This window comes from Tistrella bauzanensis (genome assembly GCF_014636235.1).
Classification (GTDB): domain Bacteria; phylum Pseudomonadota; class Alphaproteobacteria; order Tistrellales; family Tistrellaceae; genus Tistrella; species Tistrella bauzanensis.
The window spans coordinates 1-22891 of sequence record NZ_BMDZ01000062.1 but is presented as its reverse complement, the minus strand read 5'-3'; the positions used below and the strand labels follow the sequence as shown (position 1 = coordinate 22891).

The following is a 22891-nucleotide window of genomic DNA, read 5'->3' as shown; positions in this document are numbered from 1 at the left end:
CATGGCCGGGGCGGCGGCAGCCACTGCCCTCGGTCTGTGCATCGCCCTGGCCCAGGGCGGGCCGCCGCTCGCCCGCCTGCCCGTTACCGACTTCACCCTGTCCTGGACCCATTCCGTTGAACGCGTCCTCTGGCAGGAGGCCTGGTCGATCGGCAACGATCATCTGCTTCATGCCGGTGAGGCACGCATCTCGGGCAGCGGCGCCGGCATGGAACCGCCCGATGATGCCCGCCTGATCGACGGGCACTGGGTCTACACCCCGGCGATCGGTCCGCTCGACGCCCTGACCCTCGCCAATTCCACCAACACGCCACCGCACCGGATCTGTGTGGCCGGCGGCGTCTGCGACGGGCTGGACGGACTTGCACCGGCAGCGCGCGGCCAGCCGGTCAGGCTGTATCCATGCGACATCGCCGCCGTGCCCGGCCATGACGGGCAGCCGGTCGCCACCGCCGGAGAGCCTGTTGGATGATGCGCGGCAGCCTGTTGCGGACCTGGACCCGGCTGCGTGAGACCCTGTGGCTGCGTCCAGCCGCGGCCAGCGCACTCGCGGCGCTGTGGGTGGGGCTGGCGATCGTCATCGGCCCCTATATGCCCGGGGAATACGCGATCCCGGTGCCCGACAAGGATGCGATCGTCGAGCTTCTGAAGCTGGGTGGCGGCAGTCTGCTGACCATCGCCACCGTCACCTTGTCGGTGCTGATGGTGGTGCTGAATGCCGCATCAGGCCAGGCATCGCCCCGGGCCCTGCCCGGCCTGATGTCGGACGGGATCACCCAGAACGCGCTCGCCACCTTCGTCGCCGGCTTCGTCTATGCCGTCGCCGGCATCGTGGTGCTGGGGCTTGGCCGCGACGGCACCGGCGCACGGCTGCTGATCGGCCTGGGCGGATTGCTGTCGCTGGCGCTGGCGCTGTTCCGGATGGTGATGTGGTTCCATCACATCGCCGACACGCTGAAGCTGTCGAGCATGATCGACCGGATCTTCCGAAGCGCCTGCCGGTCGGTCGGCGCCCATCGCGCGGCGCCCGGGCTTGGCGTGCGGCTTCGGCGGCCCGCCGGCACCAGCGGTGCCGAGCCCCATTCGGCGGAGTCCCGGCACAGCACTGCTGGCGGCGCCGGCACTGGCGCCGCCAGGGGCCGCACGGTGGTGCGCCCCGCCGTGACCGGCTATCTGCGGCTGATCGATACCGCCCGTCTGGCGGCGTTGGCCGAACAGCACCAGCTGCTGATCGACATCAGCAACCGCCCCGGTATCGGCGTGCACCCGCTGAAGCCGCTGGCGACGGTCCGCAGCCGCGATGGTGGCGCGGTTGACGACGCGGTGCTGGCGGTGATCGGCGAATGCTTCGATATCGGCCGCGATCGGATCGACACCCAGGATCCGTTGTTCTCGCTGGAACTGCTGTGCGAAACCGCCTGCCGCGCATTGTCTCCAGGGATCAACGACCCGGAAACCGCCGAGGTATGCCTGGACCGGCTTGAAGCCTTGCTGGCCGATCTGGTGGCCGACCCGCCCGGTCAGGACATGGCCCCCGATACCGATCGTCTGGGTCCCGGCGCCGCCCATGTCACCCTGCCCGCCCTGACCATCGATGCGCTGGTCGATCGCGCCCTGATGCGGATCGCACGCTGCGGCGCCGGTGCGGTCGAAGTGGTCTGCCGGCTGGTGGGCGTTCTGGCGGTGATGGCGCGCGAGGCGCGGAATGAAGGGGATGCCGATGTGGCGCGCCGGGCCGCAGTGCAGGTCCATGCCTATGCGCACGCGGCCCTGACCATCGATCACGATCTGGCGCGGGTCGACGCGGCACTCGCCGATATGCCGCAATGACCCCGTCACAGTCATCACGCGGGGCTGCGCCCTCTCGTGATCTCGGCTAGGCTGGTAGTAAGCACGCGGCCGTGAAGCCGGTCTTCCCGCATCCAGACGAGGCGCCCCCATGGCAGATGACGAGCATCATGATCACGACCATGGCCACCATCACGGCCATGATCACGACTGGCGCACCACCGGCGTTCAGGTGATCCCCGGCGACCAGTTGGACCCGCAGACGGCACAGACGCCCGGCATGTCGCGCGCGACCGCGATCAACAACGCCCGTGTCGGCGCCAGCAAGATCTGGGCCGGCACGGTGACGATCCAGCCCGACGCCAAGACCGGCGCCCATCATCACGGCGCGCTTGAAAGCGTGATCTATGTGTTGCGCGGCCGCGCGCGGATGCGCTGGGGCAACCGGTTGCAGTTCACCGCCGAAGCCGGGCCGGGCGATTTCATCTTCGTGCCGCCCTATGTGCCTCACCAGGAAATCAATGCCGCCGCCGACGAGCCGCTGGAATGCGTGCTGGTGCGGTCGGATCAGGAACCGGTGGTGGTCAATCTGGATATCGAGCCGGTCGAGAAACCCGAGACTGTGAAGTGGATCGACCCGATCCACCGCAGCTGACCGGCACATCTGGCCGGATACAGGAAAGCGCATGCGCGAGACTGGACACAAGCCGCCCTCGTCCATCGATCCGCGCCACCGGATGCCGGACGGCCATGCGTCGCATCTGCGTGCACTGCACCGGATCATCATTGCCGATCACGACGACGCGCCCGCCCGGTTCCAGGACTATCTGGCTGCCGGACGCCAGATCCTGGGCATGAGCGTCGGGTTGATCAGCCATATTGTCGATGACCGGTTCCAGGTGCTGGCCGCAGCCGGGGGCGGCCTGTCCTCTGGCGACGTGTTCCCCCTGGCCGGAACCTATTGCGCCGAGGTGATCAGCCGCCGCGCCAGTGTCGCCCTGCTGCATGTCGGCACGGACCCCGTGCTCTGCGTCCATCCGGCCTATAGCCAGTTCGGGTTCGAATCCTATATCGCCGCGCCGATCTGGGTGTCCGGCCGGTTGTTCGGGACCATCGCGTTCATGGACAGGGCAATACGTCATGCCGGCTTCCACGACGACGACATCGAATTTCTTGAGATGATGGCCACCGCCATCGGCGGTGCCATTGCCCGGCAGCACGCCGATGACGCCCGGCGCGACGCCGAAGCTGCGCTGGCCGAAGCCGCACGCCTGTTCAGCACCGCCTTCGAGCAGGCACCGATCGGCATGGCCCTGGTCGACATCGACGGCCACTGGCTGCAGGTCAACAACGCGATGTGCCAGATATTGGGCTATGACGAGCCGGAACTGCTCGCGATTGACTTCCAGAGCATCACCGACCCGGCGCATCTGGAATCGGATCTTCATCTGCTGCGCCAGTTGCTGGCGGGGGAGATCCCGGATTACCGGATCGAGAAGCGCTATATCCGCAAGGATGGCCGGCCGATCTGGGCCGGGCTCAGCGTGTCGCTGGTGCGCAACGACGATGGCAGTCCGCGCTATTTCGTGTCGCAAGTCCAGGATATCGACGAGTACAAGGCGGCGCTGGACACGCTGGAGCATCAGAAACGCCAGATCGAGGCCGCCAACCAGCGCCTGGAGAGGCTCGCTGCCACCGATCCTCTGACCGGGCTCGCCAACCGGCGTGCCTTCATGGCCCGGTTCGAACAGGAACTGACCCATCATCATGTCTGTCGCGACAGCCTGTGCCTGCTGCTGGCCGATATCGACCATTTCAAGGCGTTCAACGATCGCTTCGGCCATCCGGCCGGTGACGTTGCCCTGTGTGCCGTTGCCGCAGCACTGGCGGCACAGCTTCGGTCCGGTGACATGGTGGCCCGCCACGGGGGCGAGGAATTCGTGGTCATCCTGCCGCATACGGACCTCGCGGCCGGCCGCGTGCTGGCCAAACGTCTGCGTCAGGCGGTTGCCCGGATCGGTGATCAACCGCGGGCCATCACTCTCAGCATCGGCATCACGCTCTGCCGGCCCGGCGCGGCGACCGACGATCTCGGCCGCGCGGCATTGATCGCCGCCGCCGATCAGGCGCTCTATCAGGCCAAGGCCCGCGGCCGCAACCAGGTCGCCGTCGCCGTCGCCGCCGAATGATCGACGGCTTGATCCGGCGGGCGATCCCTGCGCAGACTGCGTATACAGCCGACCGGCTGATGCAACCATGCCGTCAGATGCACAAGGTCGATCGAGGCGCACCGCCGTCCTGCACGTCGGGGTTCGGCGATGTCTGATCAACGGGGGAAAGGGTCCGCAGAGTCGTCATGGACAGCTGGCTCGTTCTCAGCCTGTCGCTGACCTATCTGGCAGCGCTGTTCGCCATCGCCTGGCGCGGTGACCGCATCGCCGCGCGCCGCGCCAGCCTCACCCAGCGCCGCGCGCCGCTGCTCTATGCCCTCAGCCTCGCGGTCTATTGCACGTCATGGACCTTCTATGGCGCCATCGGCCGGGCGGCGACCGGCGGTTTCGACTTCGTCTCGATCTATGTCGGCCCCATCCTGATGATCGGTCTGGGCTGGCCGATCCTGGCCAAGATGGTCCGGGTGGCCAAGGCCGAGAACGTGGTGTCGATTTCAGATTTCATCTCGGCACGCTATGGCAAGAGCCGCGTGCTGGCGGCACTGGTCACCTTCATCGGCCTGATCGTGGTGCTGCCCTATTTCGCGCTGCAACTGAAGGCGATCACCATCAGCTTCGAGGCGCTGGCCGGCAATCCGTTCGCCGATACCAGCCTGCCGCATCTGCCAGGGCAGACCACGCTTCTGGTCACCATCGTGATGGCGGCCTTCGCCATCCTGTTCGGCGTGCGCAACATCCACGCCAATGAACATCATCCCGGCCTGATGGCGGCGATTTCGGCCGAATCGCTGGTCAAGCTGGCGGCAGCTCTGATCGTGGGCGGCAGCATCGCCACCATCGTGGCCGCCGGGCCGATCGATCTGATCGAAACCGCACTCGACAACCCGGAACTGCGGCTGCTGATGCAACCCGATCTGGATCTGTCGTGGTGGGCGATGACCCTGTTGTCGGGGTTCGCGATCCTGTGCCTGCCGCGCCAATTCCATGTCGCGGTGGTGGAGAACACCCATGTCGGCGATATCCGCACGGCCGCCTGGCTGTTTCCGGCCTATCTGATCGCAATCAACCTGTTCGTGGTGCCGGTAGCCCTGGCCGGCCTGCTGCTGTTCGCCGGCGGCGACGTCAACGCCGATACCTTCCTGGTCACGGTGCCGCTGGCCCTGAACCAGCCGGGTCTGGCGCTGCTCGCCTTCATCGGCGGGCTGTCGGCCGCCACCAGCATGATCGTCGTCGGCACCGTCGCCCTCAGCACCATGGTCTGCAACGATCTGATCGTGCCGGCGCTGATGGCGTTCCGGCCCGCCGCCCGGCGCTGGCATGCCGATCCAAGCCGCATGCTGCTGACCGTCCGCAGGCTGGCGGTGATCGGCATCCTCAGCCTGGCCTATGTCCACTACCGGCTGCTGGGCAGTACCTTTCCGCTGGTCACTTTCGGTCTGGTGTCGTTTGCCGGCGTCGCCCAGTTCGCGCCGCCCCTGCTGCTGGGGCTGTTCTCGCGGCGCATCACCAAGGCCGGCGCCATCGCGGGGCTGGTTACCGGCTTCGTGGCCTGGGTGGCAACCGTGCTGATCCCGTCCTTCGCCGAAGCCGGCCTCATCGCCGCCAGTACATTTCAAGTCCTGCTCGCCGGCCTCGGGCTGACATTCGCCGACGGATCGGGCGGCATCCATGATCTGGACCTGCTGTCAGCCGGCGCCCTCATCAGCCTTGGCCTTAACCTCGTGGTGCTGCTGGGGGTGTCGGCGGTCACCCGGCGCTCAGCGCTTGAGACGCGTCAGGCGGAACGCTTCGTATCGATGCGGCACAATATCGAAGATCGCCGCATGCATCCACGTGGCGCCACGCTGGCCGATCTGCACGAACTGGCGGCTCGTTATGTCGGACGCCGCCGTGCCGATGCCGCATTCCGCGATCTGATGCAGGTGCGCACCGCCCATATCGGCGGCTTCGACAGCGCGCTTCTGGTGCGGATCGATCAGGAAGCGGTGCAGGCCACGGAATGGCTGCTGGCCGGCGCCATCGGTTCGGCCTCGGCGCGAGTGGTGGTGGCCAGCCTGCTCGCGGACCGCCGCCTGTCGCGGTCGGATGCCCGCACCATCATCGACGAGGCGTCACGCGCGATCCTCAACCAGCACGTGTTGCTGCGCTCAACGCTTGAGAATGTCGGCAAGGGTGTGTGTGCGTTCGACGGTGATTTCCAGGTGCTGTTGTGGAACCGCCGCTTCCTCGACATGCTCGACGTGCCCGAGACGATGATCGCCGTCGGCACCCCGCTGTCCGAAATCGTCAGCCATCTGCGCCAGCGCGGCGAGTTCGGCCGCGACGGAGAGATGGACAGCCTGCTGACCCGGCAGTCCGACCCCGCCCAGCGCAGCCGCCACGATGCCTATCACCGCGTGCGTCCTGATGGCACGGTGCTGGAAGTAACCTCGAACCCGTTGCCGGATGGCGGTTTCGTGGCGGTGTTCAATGACGTCACAGACCGCCACCGCGCCGCCGAGGCGCTGCGTGAGGCCAATGAGGGCCTTGAGCGGCGGATCGCCGCCCGCACGGTTGACCTTGCCGCCGCGAAATCCGAGGCTGATCGCGCCAATCAGGCCAAGACCCGGCTGCTGGCCGCGGTCAGCCATGATCTGCTGCAACCGCTGCATGCCGCCCGGCTGTTCATCTCGGCGGCGCGCGATCGGGTGGATGATCCGCTGGTCGGTCAGGCGGATGCCGCTCTGCGGTCGGTGGAACAACTGCTCGGCGATCTGCTCGACGTCACCCGGCTCGATACCGGCGTGGTCAAGCCCAGCCTGGGCGTGGTCAGGATCGACGACATCCTGAGGCCGCTGGCCCGCGAAATGGCGGTGGTCGCCGAAGGCCACGGGCTGTCGCTGCGCCATGTCGCCTGCGGCGCGACAGTCGCGACAGACGCGGTTCTGCTGCGGCGTATCCTGCAGAACCTGCTGGGCAATGCCTTGCGCTATACCGCGCGCGGCCGGGTTCTGGTCGGCTGCCGGCGCAGCGGTGACCGGCTGCGGATCGAGATCTGGGACACCGGTCCCGGCATCCCGAGCGAAAAGCAGGTCGAGATCTTCCAGGAATTCCGCCAGCTCGACACCGCCCCCGGCGATCGCGACAAGGGGCTTGGCCTGGGGCTGTCGATCGTGGAGCGGCTGGCGGCGATTCTGGGTCACCGGCTCAGCCTGCGCTCCAGCCCCGGCCGAGGCAGTTGCTTCGCCGTCGAGGTGCCGATGGCGGTGGCCGAGGTGGTGGCACGGCGCGTGACGCCGCAGGTGCAGGGCGCGGGCTTCAGCGGCATTCTGGTGCTGTGCATCGAGAACGAGATCGCGATCGCCGAGGCCATGACCGCCCTGCTCTCCGGCTGGTCCTGCGAGGTGGTGTGGGGCACCACCGCCGATGCCGCGATGGCGGCGCTGGGCGAGCGCCGGCCCGATATCGTGCTGACCGATTATCACCTGGATCACGGCCTGAACGGCCTGGATGTCCTGGCGGGGTTGAGGGCGCGCTTCGGCAGCGGGCTGCCCGCCGCGGTCATCACCGCCGATCGCGACGCCGCCGTGCGGCAGGCCGCAGAGGCCGCCGGTTGCCACATTGCCTACAAGCCGCTCCGGCCCGGCGCACTCAGGGCGCTGATCGCCCATCTGGTGACCAGATCCCGCAGCCTGAGCGATGATGCTGCCCCAACCGCAGCCGATATCGCCGCCGATTGATCCTGTGCGTCAGATCCGCCGGGCGTCAAACAGCGGCCCGGCTCAGATCGCAACCCGCGTCAGTCGCCACCGGATCGGCGTCCGGGGCGGGGTCGGTGGGCGATGACAGCGCCAGCCGGGCCGCCACGATCGCGGCCTGGGTACGGCTAACCACCCCCAGCCGGCGCAGAATCACCGTCACATGTGCCTTCACCGTGGTTTCCACCACGCCCATCTCATAAGCGATCTGCTTGTTGAGCTTGCCTTCCGCAATGCCGGCCAGCACCCGCAGCTGCTGTGGCGTCAGCCCCGCCACCCGCGCCGCGACATCGCGATCGTCGGTGCTGCCATCGGCGGCGTCGACCGGCGGCACCCAGACGGCGCCATCGATCACCGCCTGGATCGCCTCGCCAAGCCGGTTGACCGGCGCTGATTTCGGCACGAAGCCCGATGCACCATATTGCATGCAGCGCTGAACCGTCGCCGCATCCTCCATCGCCGAGACGACGATCACCGGCAGGGCGGGAAATTCGCTGCGCAGCAGCACCAGCCCGATCAACCCGTTCATGCCCGGCATGTGCAGATCCAGCAGCACCGCATCGACATCGGGTATGTCATGCAGCGCGGTCTCGACTTCGGAAAACCGTGACGCCTGTATGGTGGTGGCGCCGGGCAGGCTGTCGGAAACCGCCTGACGCAGCGCTGCACGCATCAGCGGATGGTCATCGGCAACCAGAATGCGAAACGTCATGGCCTTGCCCTCCCCGGTGTCGTTCTCGGGGCTGGCATGGCCGCACCGCCCCGTTAAGCGAGGATGATGCGCAACTTGGGGCCCGACGCAAGGCCGGTGATGAAAATAAATGGAAACGGGCAGCCGGGGCGGCCCGTTTCTCGCGCGTGCAATATGACCGTCAGGGATGATCATTGCATGATATTGATCACCCCTGAATTATGTCAGTCGTGCTGATAGATGTCGACCGTGCGGGTTTCCCGGATGAACAGCATGCCGATGACGAAGGTCGCGGCCGCAATGATGATCGGGTACCAGAGGCCGGAGTAGATGTCGCCGGTGGCAGCCACGATCGCGAAGCTGGTGGTGGGCAGGAAGCCGCCGAACCAGCCATTGCCGATATGATAGGGCAGCGACATCGAGGTATAGCGGATGCGGGTGGGGAACATTTCGACCAGCATCGCCGCGATCGGGCCATAGACCATGGTGACGTAGAGCACCAGGATCGTCAGCATCACCACGACCATCACGTGGTTGACCGCGTCCGGATCGGCCTTAGGCGGATAGCCGGCCGTCCTAAGGGCGTCGCTCAACGCCTTGTCGAACGTGGCACCGGCCGACTTCAGGTCGGCAGGCGCCGCCGCCGGAGCCGCCCCGCCATGCAGGTTGACAGCCGTGCCGGTGGTGTGGCCGGCCGCATCATAGGCCGGGATCAGGATCTCGCCGACCCGGATCTGGGCGATGGTACCGGCGGGAGCTGCCTCGTTGCTATAAGGCGCGCCCTTGCGGACCAGCGCCGATTTGGCGATATCGCAACTGGCGGTGAATTTGGACGTACCGACCGGGTTGAACTGGAAGGCACATTCGTCCGGATCGGCATAGACCACGATCGGCGAGGTGGCGACCGCCTGTTCCAGCGCCGGATTGGCATAGTGGGTGATGGCCTTGAAGATCGGGAAATAGGTCACGACCGCCAGGGCCAGCCCGGCCATGATGATCGGCTTGCGACCGATCTTGTCCGACAGGGCACCGAAGATGATGAAGAATGGCGTGCCGATCAGCAGGGCGGCGGCAATCATCAGATTGGCCTCCTGTGCATCGACCTTCAGGGTCTGCTGCAGGAAGAACAGGGCATAGAACTGACCGGTGTACCAGACCACCGCCTGCCCGGCGACCAGACCGAACAGCGCCAGCAGCACGATCTTGAGGTTCTTCCAGTTGCCGAACGCCTCGGTCAGCGGCGCCTTGGAATGCTTGCCCTCGTCCTTCATCTTCTGGAAGGCGGGGCTTTCGTTCAGCATCAGCCGGATCCAGACCGACACGCCCAGCAGCACGATCGAGATCAGGAACGGAATCCGCCAGCCCCAGGCTTCGAAGGCCTCGGTCGGCATCGACATCCGGCAGCCAAGGATGATCAGCAGCGACAGGAACAGGCCCAGCGTCGCCGTGGTCTGAATCCAGGCGGTATAGGCGCCACGCCGGCCATTGGGCGCGTGTTCGGCGACATAGGTCGCGGCCCCACCATATTCGCCACCCAGCGCCAGCCCCTGCAGCATGCGCAGCGCGACCAGGATGATCGGCGCCGCGATGCCGATGGTGGCGTAATTCGGCAGCACGCCGACCACGAAGGTCGAGGCGCCCATGATCAGGATCGTGACCAGGAAGGTATATTTGCGGCCGATCATGTCGCCCAGGCGACCAAAGACCAGCGCCCCGAAAGGTCGCACGGCGAAGCCGGCGGCAAAAGCCATCAGCGCAAAAATATAGGCGGCGGTTTCATTGACGCCTGAGAAGAATTGCTTGGCGATAATCGCGGCCAGCGATCCGTATAGATAGAAGTCATACCATTCGAAGATGGTACCGAGGGATGACGCAAAGATAACTTTACGCTCTTTGCTGGTCATCGGCGCGGCCTTGCCGGTGTCCGCGACGGTTATGTTGGCCATGGGCCCTCCCTGGAGCGTTCTGTTGGTCAGACACTGTTCGCCAGCCGCGCCCGCGACTGACCGGCCATGCCCATGACGAATCCAGGCGTCGCAATCGCGTGCCGGTGTCCCCAATCGTCATGTGGCTGGCCAATGGTCCGACGATGCGCGCGTCAGGGTAGCGGCGCAGCCCCGACCTTGGTCGGGGCCGCAGCCACTCCAGGGTTTTGAAATCAAACGAGAAATATTATTGCATTGCAGCATTCATGGTCGATGCGCCGCAACACGGCCTGTCGCGCCCTATCATCCTGCACGCGATTCCCCCCCCGCCGTGGCCCGTCTCAGCCAGCGATCGCCCCGATCCAGTCGATCAGCCGGGCGGCGATGTCGTCGCTGTTGTCGTCCATCATCGGCATGTGGGAATTGCCGTGGCCGCCGGCCGCCGGCAGGTCCAGAAGCTGTGCCGCCACGCCGCAGGCCCGCAGATGGTCGACCGAGTGCCGGGTGGCGGCGGCCAAGGCCGACCAGAACGGCGTCGCCTCCAGATGGTCGCCCAGCACCACCAGCCGGTGTTGCACCCGGCCACCACCGCCCGCCCCGCCCCTGCCATCGCCCCGCCAGCCGGCAGGCGGCTGCGGCATCCCCGCCGGCTCCACCGCGATGCAGCCGCGCACCAGATCCGGGGCGGCAAAGGCCGCCGCATGGGCGAACCAGCCCCCCTGGCTGTGGCCGACCAGGATGCATGGCCCTGTGCGCTCGATCACCGCCAGCAGCGCCGCGAGCGTCTGGGGGCCGGTGCTAAGCCAGCGTGGCACATGCTGGCGGCACAAGGCGTCGAAGCCGGCCATCGGAAAGCGCTGGCCGGGAAACGGCTTGCGCGCCGCGAAGCCGCGGGCATGGCCCAGACGATACAGCGACCACGCCTCCTGATCGCTGCGCATGATCGGCCGGCCCTGCCAGTGACCGTCGATGGCGGCCCAGCCGGCGCGGCCACGTTCCACCGCATCCACCACATGCACCGCAAACCCGGCCTGAACGAAGCGGGTCAGCCAGCCGGGGCGGTCATCAGGCGTGGTCTCCCACATCGACCCGGTCAACGCGCCGCCATGGATCAGCACAACCGGCAGCGCATCCGGGCGCAGGACACGCGGCACGAAGCTCTGCACATAGGCCTGATCGGCAAACACCGCGCCGCCCGGTTCGATCTCGATCGCCGGCGTGTCGCCGGAGAAGCGGATCGGGGCCGCAACCCCGCCGGTCAGCACCACCCGCCCGCCGCCGCAGCGATAGCTGCGGAAGCAGGCGAGATCCATGGCATCATCCATGGCCGCGGGTTCCATGCCGGTCATTGCGCCAGCAGCGGACAGGCACTTGCCGACAGCGGCCAGACCAGATCCTCACCCGGTATGACCGAGACGATGTTCAGGTAGTCCCAGGGCTCGGTCTGCTCGGACGGCGCCTTGACCTGGGCCAGATACATGTCGCGCACCACCCGGCCGTCGGCGCGCAGACGGGCGTTCATGCTATAGGGATCGTCGATCGGCAGCCGGCGCATCGCCGCCACAACCTCGCCCGCATCCCGGCTCGACGCATCGGCAACGGCACGCAGATAATGCAGCACCGCGCCATAGACGCCCGCCTGCAGCATCCCCGGCATCGCCTTCATCCGCTCGAAATAGCGCATCGACAGCGCCCGCGCGCGCGGATCGGCATTCCAGATCGATGGCGTGGTCAGATAGGTGCCCTGGGCCACGTCCAGGCCCAGTCCGTGGATATCGCTCAACAGGAACAGCAGCGCCGCCAGCTTCTGGCCGCCTGCGACCACGCCGAATTCCCGTGCCTGCTTGATCAGATTGATCGTGTCGCTACCGGCATTGGCGATGCCGACGATCTTGGCGCCCGAACTCTGCGCCTGCAGAATGAACGACGAGAAATCGGGCGTGTTCAGCGGATGCAAAACGCTGCCCGTGACGGTGCCGCCATGCGCGGTCACCACCTCGGTCGCGTCGCGCGCGAGCTGATGGCCGAAAGCATAGTCGCTGGCAATGATGAACCAACTGTCGCCACCGGCCTCGACCACCGCGCCGGCGGTCCCCTTCGACACGGCATAGGTGTCATAGGTCCAGTGGACGCTATAGGGGGAGCAGGCTTTGCCGGTCAGCGCCGGTGTGCCGGCGCCCGAGAACAGCACCACCTTATGCTTCTCGCGCGCGATATCCTGCACCGCCAGCGCCACCGATGAATTCGGCACGTCGATGATCGCGTCGACACCGTCGCGGTCATACCATTCGCGGGCGATCGCGGCGCCGAGGTCGGTCTTGTGCTGATGATCGGCCGAGATGATCTCGATCGGGCGGCCATCAATGGTGCCGCCGAAATCCTCGACCGCCAGCCGTGCCGCCTCGATCGACCCCTGGCCGGTCGCGTCGGCGGTAACACCGCTCAGATCGGTCAGCACGCCGATCGTCAACGGCCGGTCCTGGCCGGTCGCAACGTCCCGGGCCACGGCGCTCCCGGTATGAAGCGGCATGGATAGCAGCGCGGCGCCAAACAGCACCGCCACTGTCCGTGCATGGCCGCACGCATGTCCGCCAACATGCCTCAGCATGCCGGTCATATCTGTCCTGATGGTCATCGGTCTTCCTCCCGAAGCGGTGCTTTGCCCCGCTCGGGCACCGCCTGCATCCAGGCCGCATCACCGGCATCCGGGGGTGGATGCAGGCGCGTATGAGGTCGGATGGCAGCACCCTTGTTCTCGTTATGCGTCCGTCGCCGCCAGATCTGCTATGGTCACGACCCACGGATGACCGATGTATTTTGTCCCATTTGGGACTAATTGCAAGCGGGTCGACCACCCACCGCCAAGGGAGATGCCCACGTGCCGCCCACCGCGCAGAGCCTGAAACTGTTTGGCCTGTTCGAAACCGTGCCGATCCGCCAGGCCTATCGCATGGCATTCATCGTCAATTTCTATCGCGGGCCGCTGCTGCGCTGGATCGAGCAGGAATTCGGGCTGTCGCGACCGGAATGGACGATCCTGATCTGCCTGACGCACCAGGATGGCCTGAACCCCCGGGATATCTGCGACTTCACCGAACAGCCGCGCAACAATGTCAGCCGGGGCGCCGCGCTGCTCGAATCCAAGGCACTGATCACCCGCGGCCCCGACCCGGCCGATGCCCGCCGCAGCCTGCTGCACCTGACGCCCGAGGGCCGGGCCCTGCACGACCGGATCATGCCGATGTTCGCCGCCCGCGAAGCTCAAATGCTGTCGGTGCTGAGCGCGGACGAACAGGCGCAACTCGACGCCATCCTCACCCGCCTGACCGAAAACCTGCCGATCTGGCGGTGAGGCCCGCTGCCAAGGGAACCACGCCAGGCCTCAGGCCATTGTGTTGGAACCCCGCGCGTCACATCGACCGCGGCCGTTCGAACCGAAGAGGTTTTCCGATGCATACCATCTCCGCCGACATGCGCGCCTGTATCGACGAGTGCCTACGGTGCTACCAATCCTGCCTCGGCACCGCAATGACCCATTGCCTCGAACAGGGCGGCCGTCATGTCGAGCCCGCGCATTTCCGCCTGATGATGGCCTGCGCGGAAATCTGCCGCACCTCGGCCCATTTCATGCTGATCGGCACCGATCACCACCGCCACACCTGCGCCGAATGCTTGGAAATCTGCGAGCAATGCGCGAAAAGCTGCGACGCCCTGGACGGCATGGAAGACTGCGCCGCCACCTGCCGCCGCTGCGCGGAGTCCTGCCGCAAGATGGCGGCGTGATGGCCAATGGCGTGAGGGCCATGTGCGCATGACTTTGCGCTGACCTCGACAGACAGACAAAAGGCCCGGATGGCGATGTGCCGTCCGGGCCTTCTTTAATGAGGCTCAAGGAAGTGATCCCTACAGAGACCTGATGATCCCTGACAGCAGCCTGCGCCAAGTCACTTCGCATGCAGATACTGTCGCGGCTCGGCAACATCACCCACCAGAACAGCGTCCTGGAACACGACGCCTATGCCAATCCGCCATCCCACCACAGGGCAGCCGAGAGTGCGTCAGCAGCGCGGCGAGAAGCGTCAGTGTAGCCCGGATACAATCTTCAGTAGGAAATCTATATGAAAAATTATCCAGAAAGACGGTGCTCATATTGAAGAGAATACCACTCTCTTCAGCCCTCGGAGGCAGCAGCCCGTTGTCACGCCTGAAAACCCGTCTATAGGAATGATTGATGGAAATATATCACAATTCACCCGCCTTTCCAGCCGAATATCTGAGAGATTTCGAGCGACGCCCTGATGCAATGATCTACATGCACGGAAATATACCTAGGGTCTATTTTTACACTGGATATGACGAAGGGGACGCCCGTATCACAGGCAGGGTGCAGGACGGCCAAGGCATCTTTATGCATGGGACGATCCAGGCCAGTCACCCGTTCGCAATACCATATCTCAACCGTCCACGATTCGGCATTATCGTGCGCTGTAATAACGGCACGTCCCACGCTGGCGGAGCGGTATTCGTAGCAAATGTGCAGATCGTTCAAGCCACGATGGTAGATCAAAGGCAGCTCGACGCCGAAGGATTCATTGGTCAGCCACGGTCGCCCCATCTTCTACGCTTCGAGTTACAGCATGACATTGAGATGGTTCAGCCAAGATAGGTCGATACTACCCCAAAGGCCCCATCTCATTCATTCGTGCCGCTACAATTGACCGTATCGGAGTAATCCGCCTTGGGCTGGACTCTCCAATAATGATTCCCTCGCCGGTCTACCACGTGGATGCCCCTTGAGAATGGCCGCGACCAGACCGAAAGTCTCCGAACTACGCGCAGAGACATTGGGCCTCCTATAGCGCACCATCCGGAACAGAAAAAGGCCCGATCAGCCAAGCGGCTAATCGGGCCTTTTTCGACAGCCATAGCAATGACTGTCCGATTGGTAGCGAGGGAGGGATTTGAACCCCCGACCAAGGGCTTATGAGTCCCCTGCTCTACCACTGAGCTACCCCGCCTCACGGTGGCGTCGCTCCGTCGTCTGGAGTGCCGCCGATCAGGTGGGCGTGAAATAGCGGATCGGCAGGCGGGTTGTCAAGTGTTGGCGTGATCGATTGTCGGTGGCGGGGCCACTGAGGCCGGGCCGGACGATGGATCGAGACCATACAACGACGCCATCGCCCGCCTGTCGTCGGTGAGTGCGCCGACCCGGTCAAGCAGGTCGCCATACGTCGCCCACGGCTCATGCCGGGTGTGAGGCCAGTCACTGCCCCAGACCAGCCGGTGGGGGCCAAGTCGCGCCGCCAGCCAGGCCAGATGGGCCGTGACAGGAACCCGGCTGCGATAGGGGGCACTCGCCTTGACGTGAACGCCATGTCCGTCCGGCAGCGCCGCCAGGGCGCGGAACCAGGGTTCATCCTCGGGGTCGGGTGCCTCGACCAGCCCCAGATGATCGATGACCAGCGTGCCGGCCGCCGCGGCCAGCGGCGCCAGCACCGGCGCAATGCGATGGCTTTCAAGCTGAATCTCAAGATGCAGCCCGGCATCGCGCATCCGGCTGAGAAATGCTTTGACCGCGCGATCGGCCGGGTCCGGGACCGGTGCGCCGGAGACCAGATTCCACCGCAACCCCCTGATGCCGCCAGCCGCCAGCGCCCGCAGATCTGCCGGCTGGCTGTCGATATCGACCACCGCGACCCCGGCGAAACGGCGCCGGTCGAGCCGTTCCAGCGTGTCGAGCAGGATATGATTGTCGGTGCCAAGAAAACTGACCTGAACGATCACTCCGCCGATCAGGCCATGGGCCGCCAGCCGCGCCAGCCAATCCGACAGCAGCGCCGGACGGCTGGGTAGATACCGCACCGGGCCGGCCGCCGCCACCCGGTCATAAACATGAACATGTGCGTCGAAAGCTATCATGCCGCCTCCCTTATATGGTTCTATATAGAACTGGTTGACCGGAGCGGTCAAAGGGTTTAGGCAGGAAGACAGAGGGAGACCGAGCCGATGCTGCACCCACACCTGCCGTCCGACGAACGGCTGCCTGCCTATCTGCGTCTGCGCGACGCCCTGGCCGCCCGCATCGCCGCCGGGGAATGGGGCCCGGATGCCGTGCTGCCATCCGAGAACGCGCTTGCCCGCGACCACCATCTGTCGGTGGGCACGGTGCGCAAGGCGGTGCAGCATCTGGTCGATGAGGGATTGCTGGAGCGGCGGCAGGGATCGGGCACCTATCTGCGCAAACCCGCCTTCGATGCCACACTGTTCCGCTTCTTCCAGATGCAGACACCGGGCGAGGACGGGCAGAGCATCCCGAAAAGCCAGTTGATCGCCCGGGTCCGGGTCACGCCACCCGCGCCGGTGGCGGCGATCCTTGGCACGGCAGACACCATTCGCATCGACCGCCTGCGATCGCTGTCGGGCCGGCCGATCCTTGCCGAAGAGATCTATGTGCCGGCCAGCCGCTTCCCCGGGCTGGAGACGATCGCCGCCCACGACCTCGGGCCCCTGCTCTATCCGGTCTATTACGACCGGTTCGGAATCTTCGTGGCCCGCGCGATCGACGATGTGAGCTTCGCCACGGCGGATGCCGGCACCGCCGCCCTGCTCGGCATCACCGAAGGCGACCCCGTGGCCGAAATCGAACGCACCGCCTTCACCATCGACGGCACCGCCATTGAATGGCGGATCGCCCGCGGCAACGCCCGCAACTTCCGCTATCGCAGCCGGATCGGCTGACATGCCGCCGCCGCACCCGCCCGACCCCAGGGCAGATGCGGGCGCGCGCCATAACAACACGTCCAGGGAGGGACATCATGAAAACGCTCGTGATCCATGCGGCCATCATCGGCCTTCTGGCCCCGTCCGCGGCGCTGGCGGCCTATCCGGAGCGGCCGATCGAGATGATCGTGCCGGCGCCCGCCGGTGGCGGCACCGACACCGCCGCCCGCAAGCTCGCCACCATTCTTGAAGACCGGCTCGGCACCAGCATCGCGATCCTCAACGTCGCCGGCGGCGGCGGATCGGTGGGCGCCACACAGTTCATGCGGGCCAGATCCGACGGCTACACGCTGTTCTCCACCTGGAACAGCCCGCTGACCACGGTGCCACAGGTCCAGAAGGTCGCCTATGGCCTTGACAGCTTCACACCCATCGCCTCGACCTCCGAGACCGCCTATACGCTGTGCGTGAAGGCTGATTTTCCCGCCGCCACCGGCCAGGCCTTCCTCGACGAACTCAAGGTCAACCCCGACAAATACACCTATGGCAATGACGGCATCGGCGGCACCATGCAGCTTGCCGCCGAACGGATCTTTCAGGCCAAAGGCGTCAAGGCGGTGGCCATCCCCTTCGGTGGTGCCGGTGAAACCCTGCAGAATTTCCTGGGGGGTCATATCGACATCTATGGCGGCTCGATCTCTCCGGTCATCCCCTATGTCCAGTCGGGCGAGGCCAAATGCCTGATCGTCACCTCGGCCGCCCCCGTCGCCGCCCTGCCCGATGCGGCGGGCTTGGCCGAGCTTGGGCTCGGGTCCGAGGAAACCCTGCTCTGGCGGGCGATCCTTGGTCCCAAGGACATGGACCCAGCGCAGGTGGAGACGCTGACCAACGCGATCCGCGCGGCCGTGAATACGCCTGAGTATGTGGAGTTCCTGGCCACACGCGGTGAGACGCCGAATGTGATCGCCGGCGATGCGCTGGCGCGGCGGCTTGCCGAGGAATATGACGGCCTCGCCCGGGCGGCCAGGGCGCTGGGTCTGGGGAACTGACATGGAGCGGCGGCAGGACGTCGTTCTCGGCCTCGTCCTCGCCGCCCTCGGCGGGTTCGCGGCCCATGAAGCCACCAGCTATCGCGGCGCCTCGGGCACCTACCCGCTGGTGCTGGGCGCGGTGCTGGCGGTGCTGGGGCTGGCCCTTGTGGCGCGCGCCCTCAGACAGTCCGGCAACCGCGCCCGGCCGCTTGCCGTCCACGCCGTCCGCCTGGTCGGCACCGGGGCGATGTCCGCGATCTATCTGGCGCTGATACCCGCGCTCGGCTTCTACACCGCATCGGCGGTGGCGGTGGCGGCGATGCCGGCGGCACTCGGCCTGCGCCGGCCTGCCCTGCTTGGCCTCGGCGCCGTCATCTTCATCGGCACCGTCTGGCTGGTGTTCTCGCTGGTGCTGAACAAGCCGCTGCCGCCCGAAATCTGGTTCCGCCCCGGCTGAGGCCGGCCAGCCCCTGGACACCCGTTCCCCATGGATATCATCCTTCAGATCCTGTCGGGGGTGTTCGCGCCCGACACGATGCTCGCCATGCTCGGCGCCTCGCTGCTCGGCGTCTTCATCGGCGCCCTGCCCGGCCTGAACCCGGTGATGGCGATCGCGCTGCTGCTGCCGCTCACCTATTCCATGGACCCGCTGGTCGCCCTGGGCATGGTCGCCGGCATCTATAACGGCTCGATGTATGGCGGTGCCATTCCGGCCATCCTGCTGCGCATCCCCGGCACGCCCGCGGCCATCGCCACCACCTTCGACGGCTATCCAATGGCCCAGAGGGGGGAGGCCGCCAAGGCGCTCAAGATCGCCTGCTGGTCGTCGGCGATCGGCGGCACCGCCTCGGCGCTGGCGCTGATGACGCTGGGGCCGCTGCTCGCCCGCGGCACGCTCTATTTCGGGCCGGCGGAATATTTCTGGGTGGCGATGTTCGGCATGGCGTCGATCGGGGTGATGGTCGGTCGCGATCCGCTGAAAGGGCTGATCGCCTCGGTGCTGGGGCTGCTGCTCGGCACCGTCGGGCTCGATCAGTTGTCGGGCACGCCGCGCTTCACCTTCGATCAGCCCTGGCTGCTGGGTGGGTTGGATCTGATCGTGATCCTGGTCGGCCTCTATGCCCTGCCGCCGGTGCTGCAACTGGCGGAAGCCGCCGATCTGAAGGGGTTGCCCGCCAGCGCGCTGCGCCTGGGACGCGTCAGGCTGACCCGGGCGGATGTGGTGTCGCTGGTGCCCACCTGGATCCGCTCGTCATTGATCGGCATCGGGGTCGGCATCCTGCCCGGCGCCGGCGGCAATATCGCCGCCTTCCTGTCGTATAACGCCGCAAAGAACCGCGCGCCCGATCCCGACAGCTTCGGCAAGGGCAATCCCGCCGGCGTCGCCGCGGCCGAATGCGGCAACAATGCCGACAATGCCGCATCGATGATCCCGGCCTTGACCCTGGGCATTCCCGGCAATGTCGTGGCGGCGCTGGTGCTGGGCGCCCTGCTGATCCACGGCCTTCAGCCCGGCCCGCAACTGTTCAGCCAGGCACCCGATCTGGTTGGCGGCTTCATGGTGCAGATGCTGGTGACTTCGCTGCTGATCCTGGCGGTCGGCGGCGCCGCGGCAACACGCGTCTTCGCGCAGGTTCAACGCCTGCCGGGGGTGATGCTGGTGCCGACGATCCTGGTGCTGATGGCGGTCGGCGTCTATGTCATCAATGGCCGGCTGGTCGATCTGTGGCTGATGTTCGGGGCAGGCCTTGCCGGCTATCTGCTTGAAAAGCTGGATGTGCCGCTGGCACCGATCGTGCTGGGGCTGATTCTGGGGCCGATGGCCGAACAGGGGGTGCGACGCGCGTTGCTGATCGGGCGCGGCGATCCGATGTCGCTGATCAGCCATCCGCTGTCAGCAGTGATCGCGCTGGCGACGCTCGGCTTCATCCTGTGGCCATTGCTCCGGCGCCTGAAGCCGCGGCGGCCACCTGCGGCATAGCAAGAAGGGGCGCATGACAATACGTCATGCGCCCTTTCGAAAGGATCACCCGCCCGCTTACGGCCGCAGCGACTCCTGGCGGCGCAGCACGTCGCGCAGGCTCGCCTGCTGGCGGTCGAGCGCGCGGATCTGGTCGCGCAGGCTGCGGCGCTCGTTGTCTTTCTGGGTCTTCTGCAGCTTCTGTTCCAGATCCTGGATCTTCGTGTCCATGCTCTGGATTTCGCGATTGGTCTTGTTGACCTTCAGGCCGTCCTTCAGTGCCTGCGAGAAGGCGCCGTCGCCGCGCTGTCCGCGGCAGGCATCCTCTTTCCACGTCCGCCCCTCGACCCCCTCACGCCAGCCCGTGGCCGCCGTGCAATAGGTGGCGATGCCGGCATCCCAGCCGGCCCGATAGGCAGTGGTATCCGGGCGCACCCCCGCCTTCGCGCAATCGCTGGCATAGGCCGCAAGCGAACTCTGCTGGTCTTCGCCGGCGGCGCCATCGGTATAGCCGGTGCGGTTCCAGTCGGCGACCTTGCATTCGTCGGGGGACATGCTGGTACAGGCCGCCAGCACCAGAGGCACGGCCAGCAGGATCAGAAGGGCGAATAATTTCTTCATGGGGGCGGGTATCCCGATGCGGCAAAGGATGCGGCAGACAGAGCGCGCTTGGCTCCCCGCCTTATAGCAGGCCGCCGCCCCGCCACCAGCCCCGCCGATCACGCCTGGGGCAACGGCTGTCGACCACCACGTCGCCCCGTCGCGGTTCGGGTCAGGCTGCGGCCATGTCGGTGATCCAGCCGCCGCCCAGCACCCGGTCGCCGTCATAAAACACGCAGGCCTGACCGCTGGCCACCGCGCGCTGCGGATCATCGAACACCACCTCGGCACGCGGCAGTCGGTCGCCATCCGTGTCGGCGGCCGGCGGATCGATCAGCCGCAATGTCGCCGGCGCCGGATCGCCGGTGGAGCGGATGCGGGCATCGATGCGCAGGCCGTCGGCTGGCGGTGCCGCCCCCTCGCCCAGCCAGTGAACCCGGCCGACCGACACCGTCCGGCGCCCCAGCAGATGCCCCGGCCCCACGATCACCCGCCGGCGCACGGCATCCAGCTTCAGGACAAAGAGCGGCTCGGGGCCGCCACGGTCCAGCTTCAGCCCGCGCCGCTGACCGATGGTATAGCGATACACCCCCTCATGCCCGCCCAGCACCTCGCCGGTCTCGGCATGGATGATCTCGCCGGGAGCATCGGCCATCGGTGCCAGCTTGCGGACGGTCTCGGCATAGCGGCCCGAGGGCACGAAGCAGATATCCTGGCTGTCGGGCTTGGACGCCACCACCAGCCCGAATTCCGCGGCCATCGCCCGCACCTTGGGCTTTTCCATATCGCCCAGCGGAAACCGCAGCCGGCCCAGCCGTTCCTTGGTCAGCGCGAACAGGAAATAGCTCTGGTCGCGGGCCGGGTCGCGGCCGCGCAGCAGGGCCGGCCCGCCATCGGCGCCGATGCCGTTGCGGGCATAATGGCCAGTCACCAGCAGATCGGCATCCAGATCGAGCGCGGTGTCGAGCAGATCGCGGAACTTCACCCGCTCATTGCAGCGTATGCAGGGCACCGGCGTGTCGCCGGCCAGATAGCTGGCGGCGAAATCATCGATCACCGCCGCGCGGAAGCGCGCTTCATAATCCAGCACGTAATGCGGAATGCCCAGCCGGTCGGCGACCGCGCGGGCGTCGCGGATGTCACGGCCGGCGCAGCATGCCCCGGCCTTCTCCACCGCCATGCCATGATCATAAAGCTGCAAGGTGACGCCGACGACGTCATAGCCTTCGGCCTTCAGCATCGCCGCCGTCACCGAGCTGTCGACGCCACCCGACATGGCGACCACCACCCGCGTCGTGGCGGCAGGCTTGTCGAGACCGAGGCTGTTCATGAGACGAGCGTCCTTCGATGATGGAGGGTCGGAACCAGGGATCAGATATCGGTGGCGGATGCGCCGGCATCCAGCCCCATCTGCCAGAAAGCGGCTTCCAGCCGGGTCGCGGCCGCGAACAGACCGGTCAGCGCCGGCAGGCGGGCTTCGCCGCCGCGCTGCCGCCAGACCCGGTCGATCTGGTCCGAAGCCACCCGCACGATGCCGGCATAGTCATCGCCGGCATAGGCATCGATCCAGTCGCGATATGGATCGCCCGCCGGCAGCCCGGCCGCTTCCGCCTTCAACCGGTGGCCGATCTCGCCATAACCGACCACGCAGGGGCTCAAGGCCACCAGCAGGTCCAGGAGGTCGCCTTTCAGACCGGTGTCGATCACGAAGCGGGTATAGGCGACCGTCGGCAGATCTTCGGGCGTGGCTGCCATATCGGCTTCGGTCAGGCCCCAGGCCGCGCAGGTGCGGACATGCAGCTTCATTTCGGTATTGGTCAGGCCGCGCAGGGTCTCCGCGGCAGCCCGCATGTCGTCGAGCGTCTCGGCCTTGAAGGCCGCGAGCGCATAGGCGCGCGCGAACTGGATCAGGAACAGGTAATCCTGGATCAGATAATGCCGGAACGCCGCGCGCGGCAGATCGCCACACCCCAGGCCACGCACGAAGTCATGGGCGATATAGGCCTCCCATCCGGCGCGGCTGCGCGACCGCAGCGCCGCCACCAGGCCGTCTTCGGCAAACAGGCCATGTCCGGGTGCCAGATCGTCGAGCATGCGGGCGTCTCCTCGGGTGCCAGGGACAAGTGAAAATCCGGCGCCACGTTACCCGACCCGCTGCGGCTTGGCCAGATGAGGGGCCATCATCACCAGGGCAATCGGGTGAAACTGTGCGTGACAGAGCGGAAAAAGTCTGAATCTCTCGTTGTCGACCTTTTTGGCTTGGGAGGG

Annotated in this window: 19 protein-coding genes and 1 tRNA gene; 11 read left to right on the top strand and 9 right to left on the bottom strand. The window is 66.3% G+C overall.

All coding sequences use genetic code 11. The features are described from left to right. The first annotated feature begins 1 nt into the window (after position 1). The 5 genes from IEW15_RS20190 to IEW15_RS20170 all read left to right on the top strand — a co-directional run bounded on the left by IEW15_RS20190 (position 2) and on the right by IEW15_RS20170 (position 7678). Positions 2-472: a DUF1850 domain-containing protein gene (locus IEW15_RS20190; protein WP_188581300.1), complete on the top strand. Its 471-nt coding sequence runs from the start codon at positions 2-4 to the stop codon at positions 470-472. Next, a complete protein-coding gene (locus IEW15_RS20185; RefSeq protein WP_229708375.1) occupies positions 469-1830 on the top strand; it encodes a DUF2254 domain-containing protein in 1362 nt (453 codons plus the stop codon). Before IEW15_RS20190 ends, IEW15_RS20185 begins: the two co-directional genes overlap by 4 nt. 109 nt (positions 1831-1939) lie before the next feature. Further along, positions 1940-2443, top strand: a complete 504-nt coding sequence (locus IEW15_RS20180) for a cupin domain-containing protein (RefSeq protein WP_188581298.1) — start codon at positions 1940-1942, stop codon at positions 2441-2443. 31 nt (positions 2444-2474) lie between these two features. Then, the gene (locus tag IEW15_RS20175; RefSeq protein WP_188581296.1) at positions 2475-3977 is read left to right on the top strand and encodes a sensor domain-containing diguanylate cyclase; all 1503 of its coding nucleotides are present in this window, start codon (positions 2475-2477) and stop codon (positions 3975-3977) included. A gap of 167 nt (positions 3978-4144) precedes the next feature. After that, positions 4145-7678: a PAS domain-containing hybrid sensor histidine kinase/response regulator gene (locus IEW15_RS20170; protein WP_188581294.1), complete on the top strand. Its 3534-nt coding sequence runs from the start codon at positions 4145-4147 to the stop codon at positions 7676-7678. A 25-nt stretch (positions 7679-7703) separates the two neighbouring features. Here IEW15_RS20170 and IEW15_RS20165 read toward each other — a convergent pair whose 3' ends face one another. The 4 genes from IEW15_RS20165 to IEW15_RS20150 all read right to left on the bottom strand — a co-directional run bounded on the left by IEW15_RS20165 (position 7704) and on the right by IEW15_RS20150 (position 12842). Then, on the bottom strand, positions 7704-8408 hold the full coding sequence (locus IEW15_RS20165; RefSeq protein ID WP_188581292.1) for a response regulator: 705 nt from the start codon (positions 8406-8408) through the stop codon (positions 7704-7706). Positions 8409-8611: 203 nt separating this feature from the next. Next, entirely contained in the window at positions 8612-10333 is a 1722-nt protein-coding gene (locus IEW15_RS20160) for an MFS transporter (RefSeq protein ID WP_229708373.1), read from the bottom strand. A 320-nt stretch (positions 10334-10653) separates the two neighbouring features. Then, the gene (locus tag IEW15_RS20155) at positions 10654-11637 is read right to left on the bottom strand and encodes an alpha/beta hydrolase family protein (RefSeq protein WP_229708371.1); all 984 of its coding nucleotides are present in this window, start codon (positions 11635-11637) and stop codon (positions 10654-10656) included. A gap of 20 nt (positions 11638-11657) precedes the next feature. Beyond that, positions 11658-12842, bottom strand: a complete 1185-nt coding sequence (locus IEW15_RS20150; protein ID WP_188581315.1) for an ABC transporter substrate-binding protein — start codon at positions 12840-12842, stop codon at positions 11658-11660. A 348-nt stretch (positions 12843-13190) separates the two neighbouring features. On the opposite strand from IEW15_RS20150, the gene IEW15_RS20145 reads away from it, so the two are divergent. Both IEW15_RS20145 and IEW15_RS20140 read left to right on the top strand, forming a co-directional pair. Beyond that, positions 13191-13664 carry a MarR family winged helix-turn-helix transcriptional regulator gene (locus IEW15_RS20145; protein WP_229708368.1) on the top strand — a complete coding sequence of 158 codons (474 nt, stop codon included), beginning with the start codon at positions 13191-13193 and terminating at the stop codon, positions 13662-13664. Positions 13665-13762: 98 nt separating this feature from the next. Next, entirely contained in the window at positions 13763-14095 is a 333-nt protein-coding gene (locus tag IEW15_RS20140) for a four-helix bundle copper-binding protein (RefSeq protein ID WP_188581290.1), read from the top strand. A 1160-nt stretch (positions 14096-15255) separates the two neighbouring features. Here IEW15_RS20140 and IEW15_RS20135 read toward each other — a convergent pair. Both IEW15_RS20135 and IEW15_RS20130 read right to left on the bottom strand, forming a co-directional pair. Next, positions 15256-15330: transfer RNA gene (locus tag IEW15_RS20135), tRNA-Met, on the bottom strand. A gap of 76 nt (positions 15331-15406) precedes the next feature. Beyond that, on the bottom strand, positions 15407-16231 hold the full coding sequence (locus tag IEW15_RS20130; protein WP_188581288.1) for an amidohydrolase family protein: 825 nt from the start codon (positions 16229-16231) through the stop codon (positions 15407-15409). Positions 16232-16318: 87 nt separating this feature from the next. Between IEW15_RS20130 and IEW15_RS20125 the strand changes: the two genes are divergently transcribed. The 4 genes from IEW15_RS20125 (at position 16319) to IEW15_RS20110 (ending at position 20044) form a co-directional block, all read left to right on the top strand. Beyond that, positions 16319-17050, top strand: coding sequence for a GntR family transcriptional regulator (locus IEW15_RS20125; protein WP_188581286.1), 732 nt, complete (start codon positions 16319-16321; stop codon positions 17048-17050). A gap of 77 nt (positions 17051-17127) precedes the next feature. Further along, the gene (locus IEW15_RS20120) at positions 17128-18081 is read left to right on the top strand and encodes a tripartite tricarboxylate transporter substrate binding protein (RefSeq protein ID WP_188581284.1); all 954 of its coding nucleotides are present in this window, start codon (positions 17128-17130) and stop codon (positions 18079-18081) included. A 1-nt stretch (position 18082) separates the two neighbouring features. Next, entirely contained in the window at positions 18083-18520 is a 438-nt protein-coding gene (locus IEW15_RS20115) for a tripartite tricarboxylate transporter TctB family protein (RefSeq protein WP_188581282.1), read from the top strand. Positions 18521-18550: 30 nt separating this feature from the next. After that, positions 18551-20044: a tripartite tricarboxylate transporter permease gene (locus IEW15_RS20110; protein WP_188581280.1), complete on the top strand. Its 1494-nt coding sequence runs from the start codon at positions 18551-18553 to the stop codon at positions 20042-20044. 57 nt (positions 20045-20101) lie between these two features. Here the strand turns inward: IEW15_RS20110 and IEW15_RS20105 are convergent, their stop codons facing one another. From IEW15_RS20105 to tenA, 3 genes are all read right to left on the bottom strand, one after another. After that, positions 20102-20644, bottom strand: a complete 543-nt coding sequence (locus IEW15_RS20105) for a DUF2799 domain-containing protein (RefSeq protein WP_188581278.1) — start codon at positions 20642-20644, stop codon at positions 20102-20104. A gap of 151 nt (positions 20645-20795) precedes the next feature. Next, positions 20796-21953: a tRNA 2-thiouridine(34) synthase MnmA gene (gene mnmA, locus IEW15_RS20100; RefSeq protein ID WP_188581276.1), complete on the bottom strand. Its 1158-nt coding sequence runs from the start codon at positions 21951-21953 to the stop codon at positions 20796-20798. Positions 21954-21994: 41 nt separating this feature from the next. Next, positions 21995-22717 carry a thiaminase II gene (tenA, locus tag IEW15_RS20095; protein WP_188581274.1) on the bottom strand — a complete coding sequence of 241 codons (723 nt, stop codon included), beginning with the start codon at positions 22715-22717 and terminating at the stop codon, positions 21995-21997. Positions 22718-22891 lie beyond the last annotated feature (174 nt).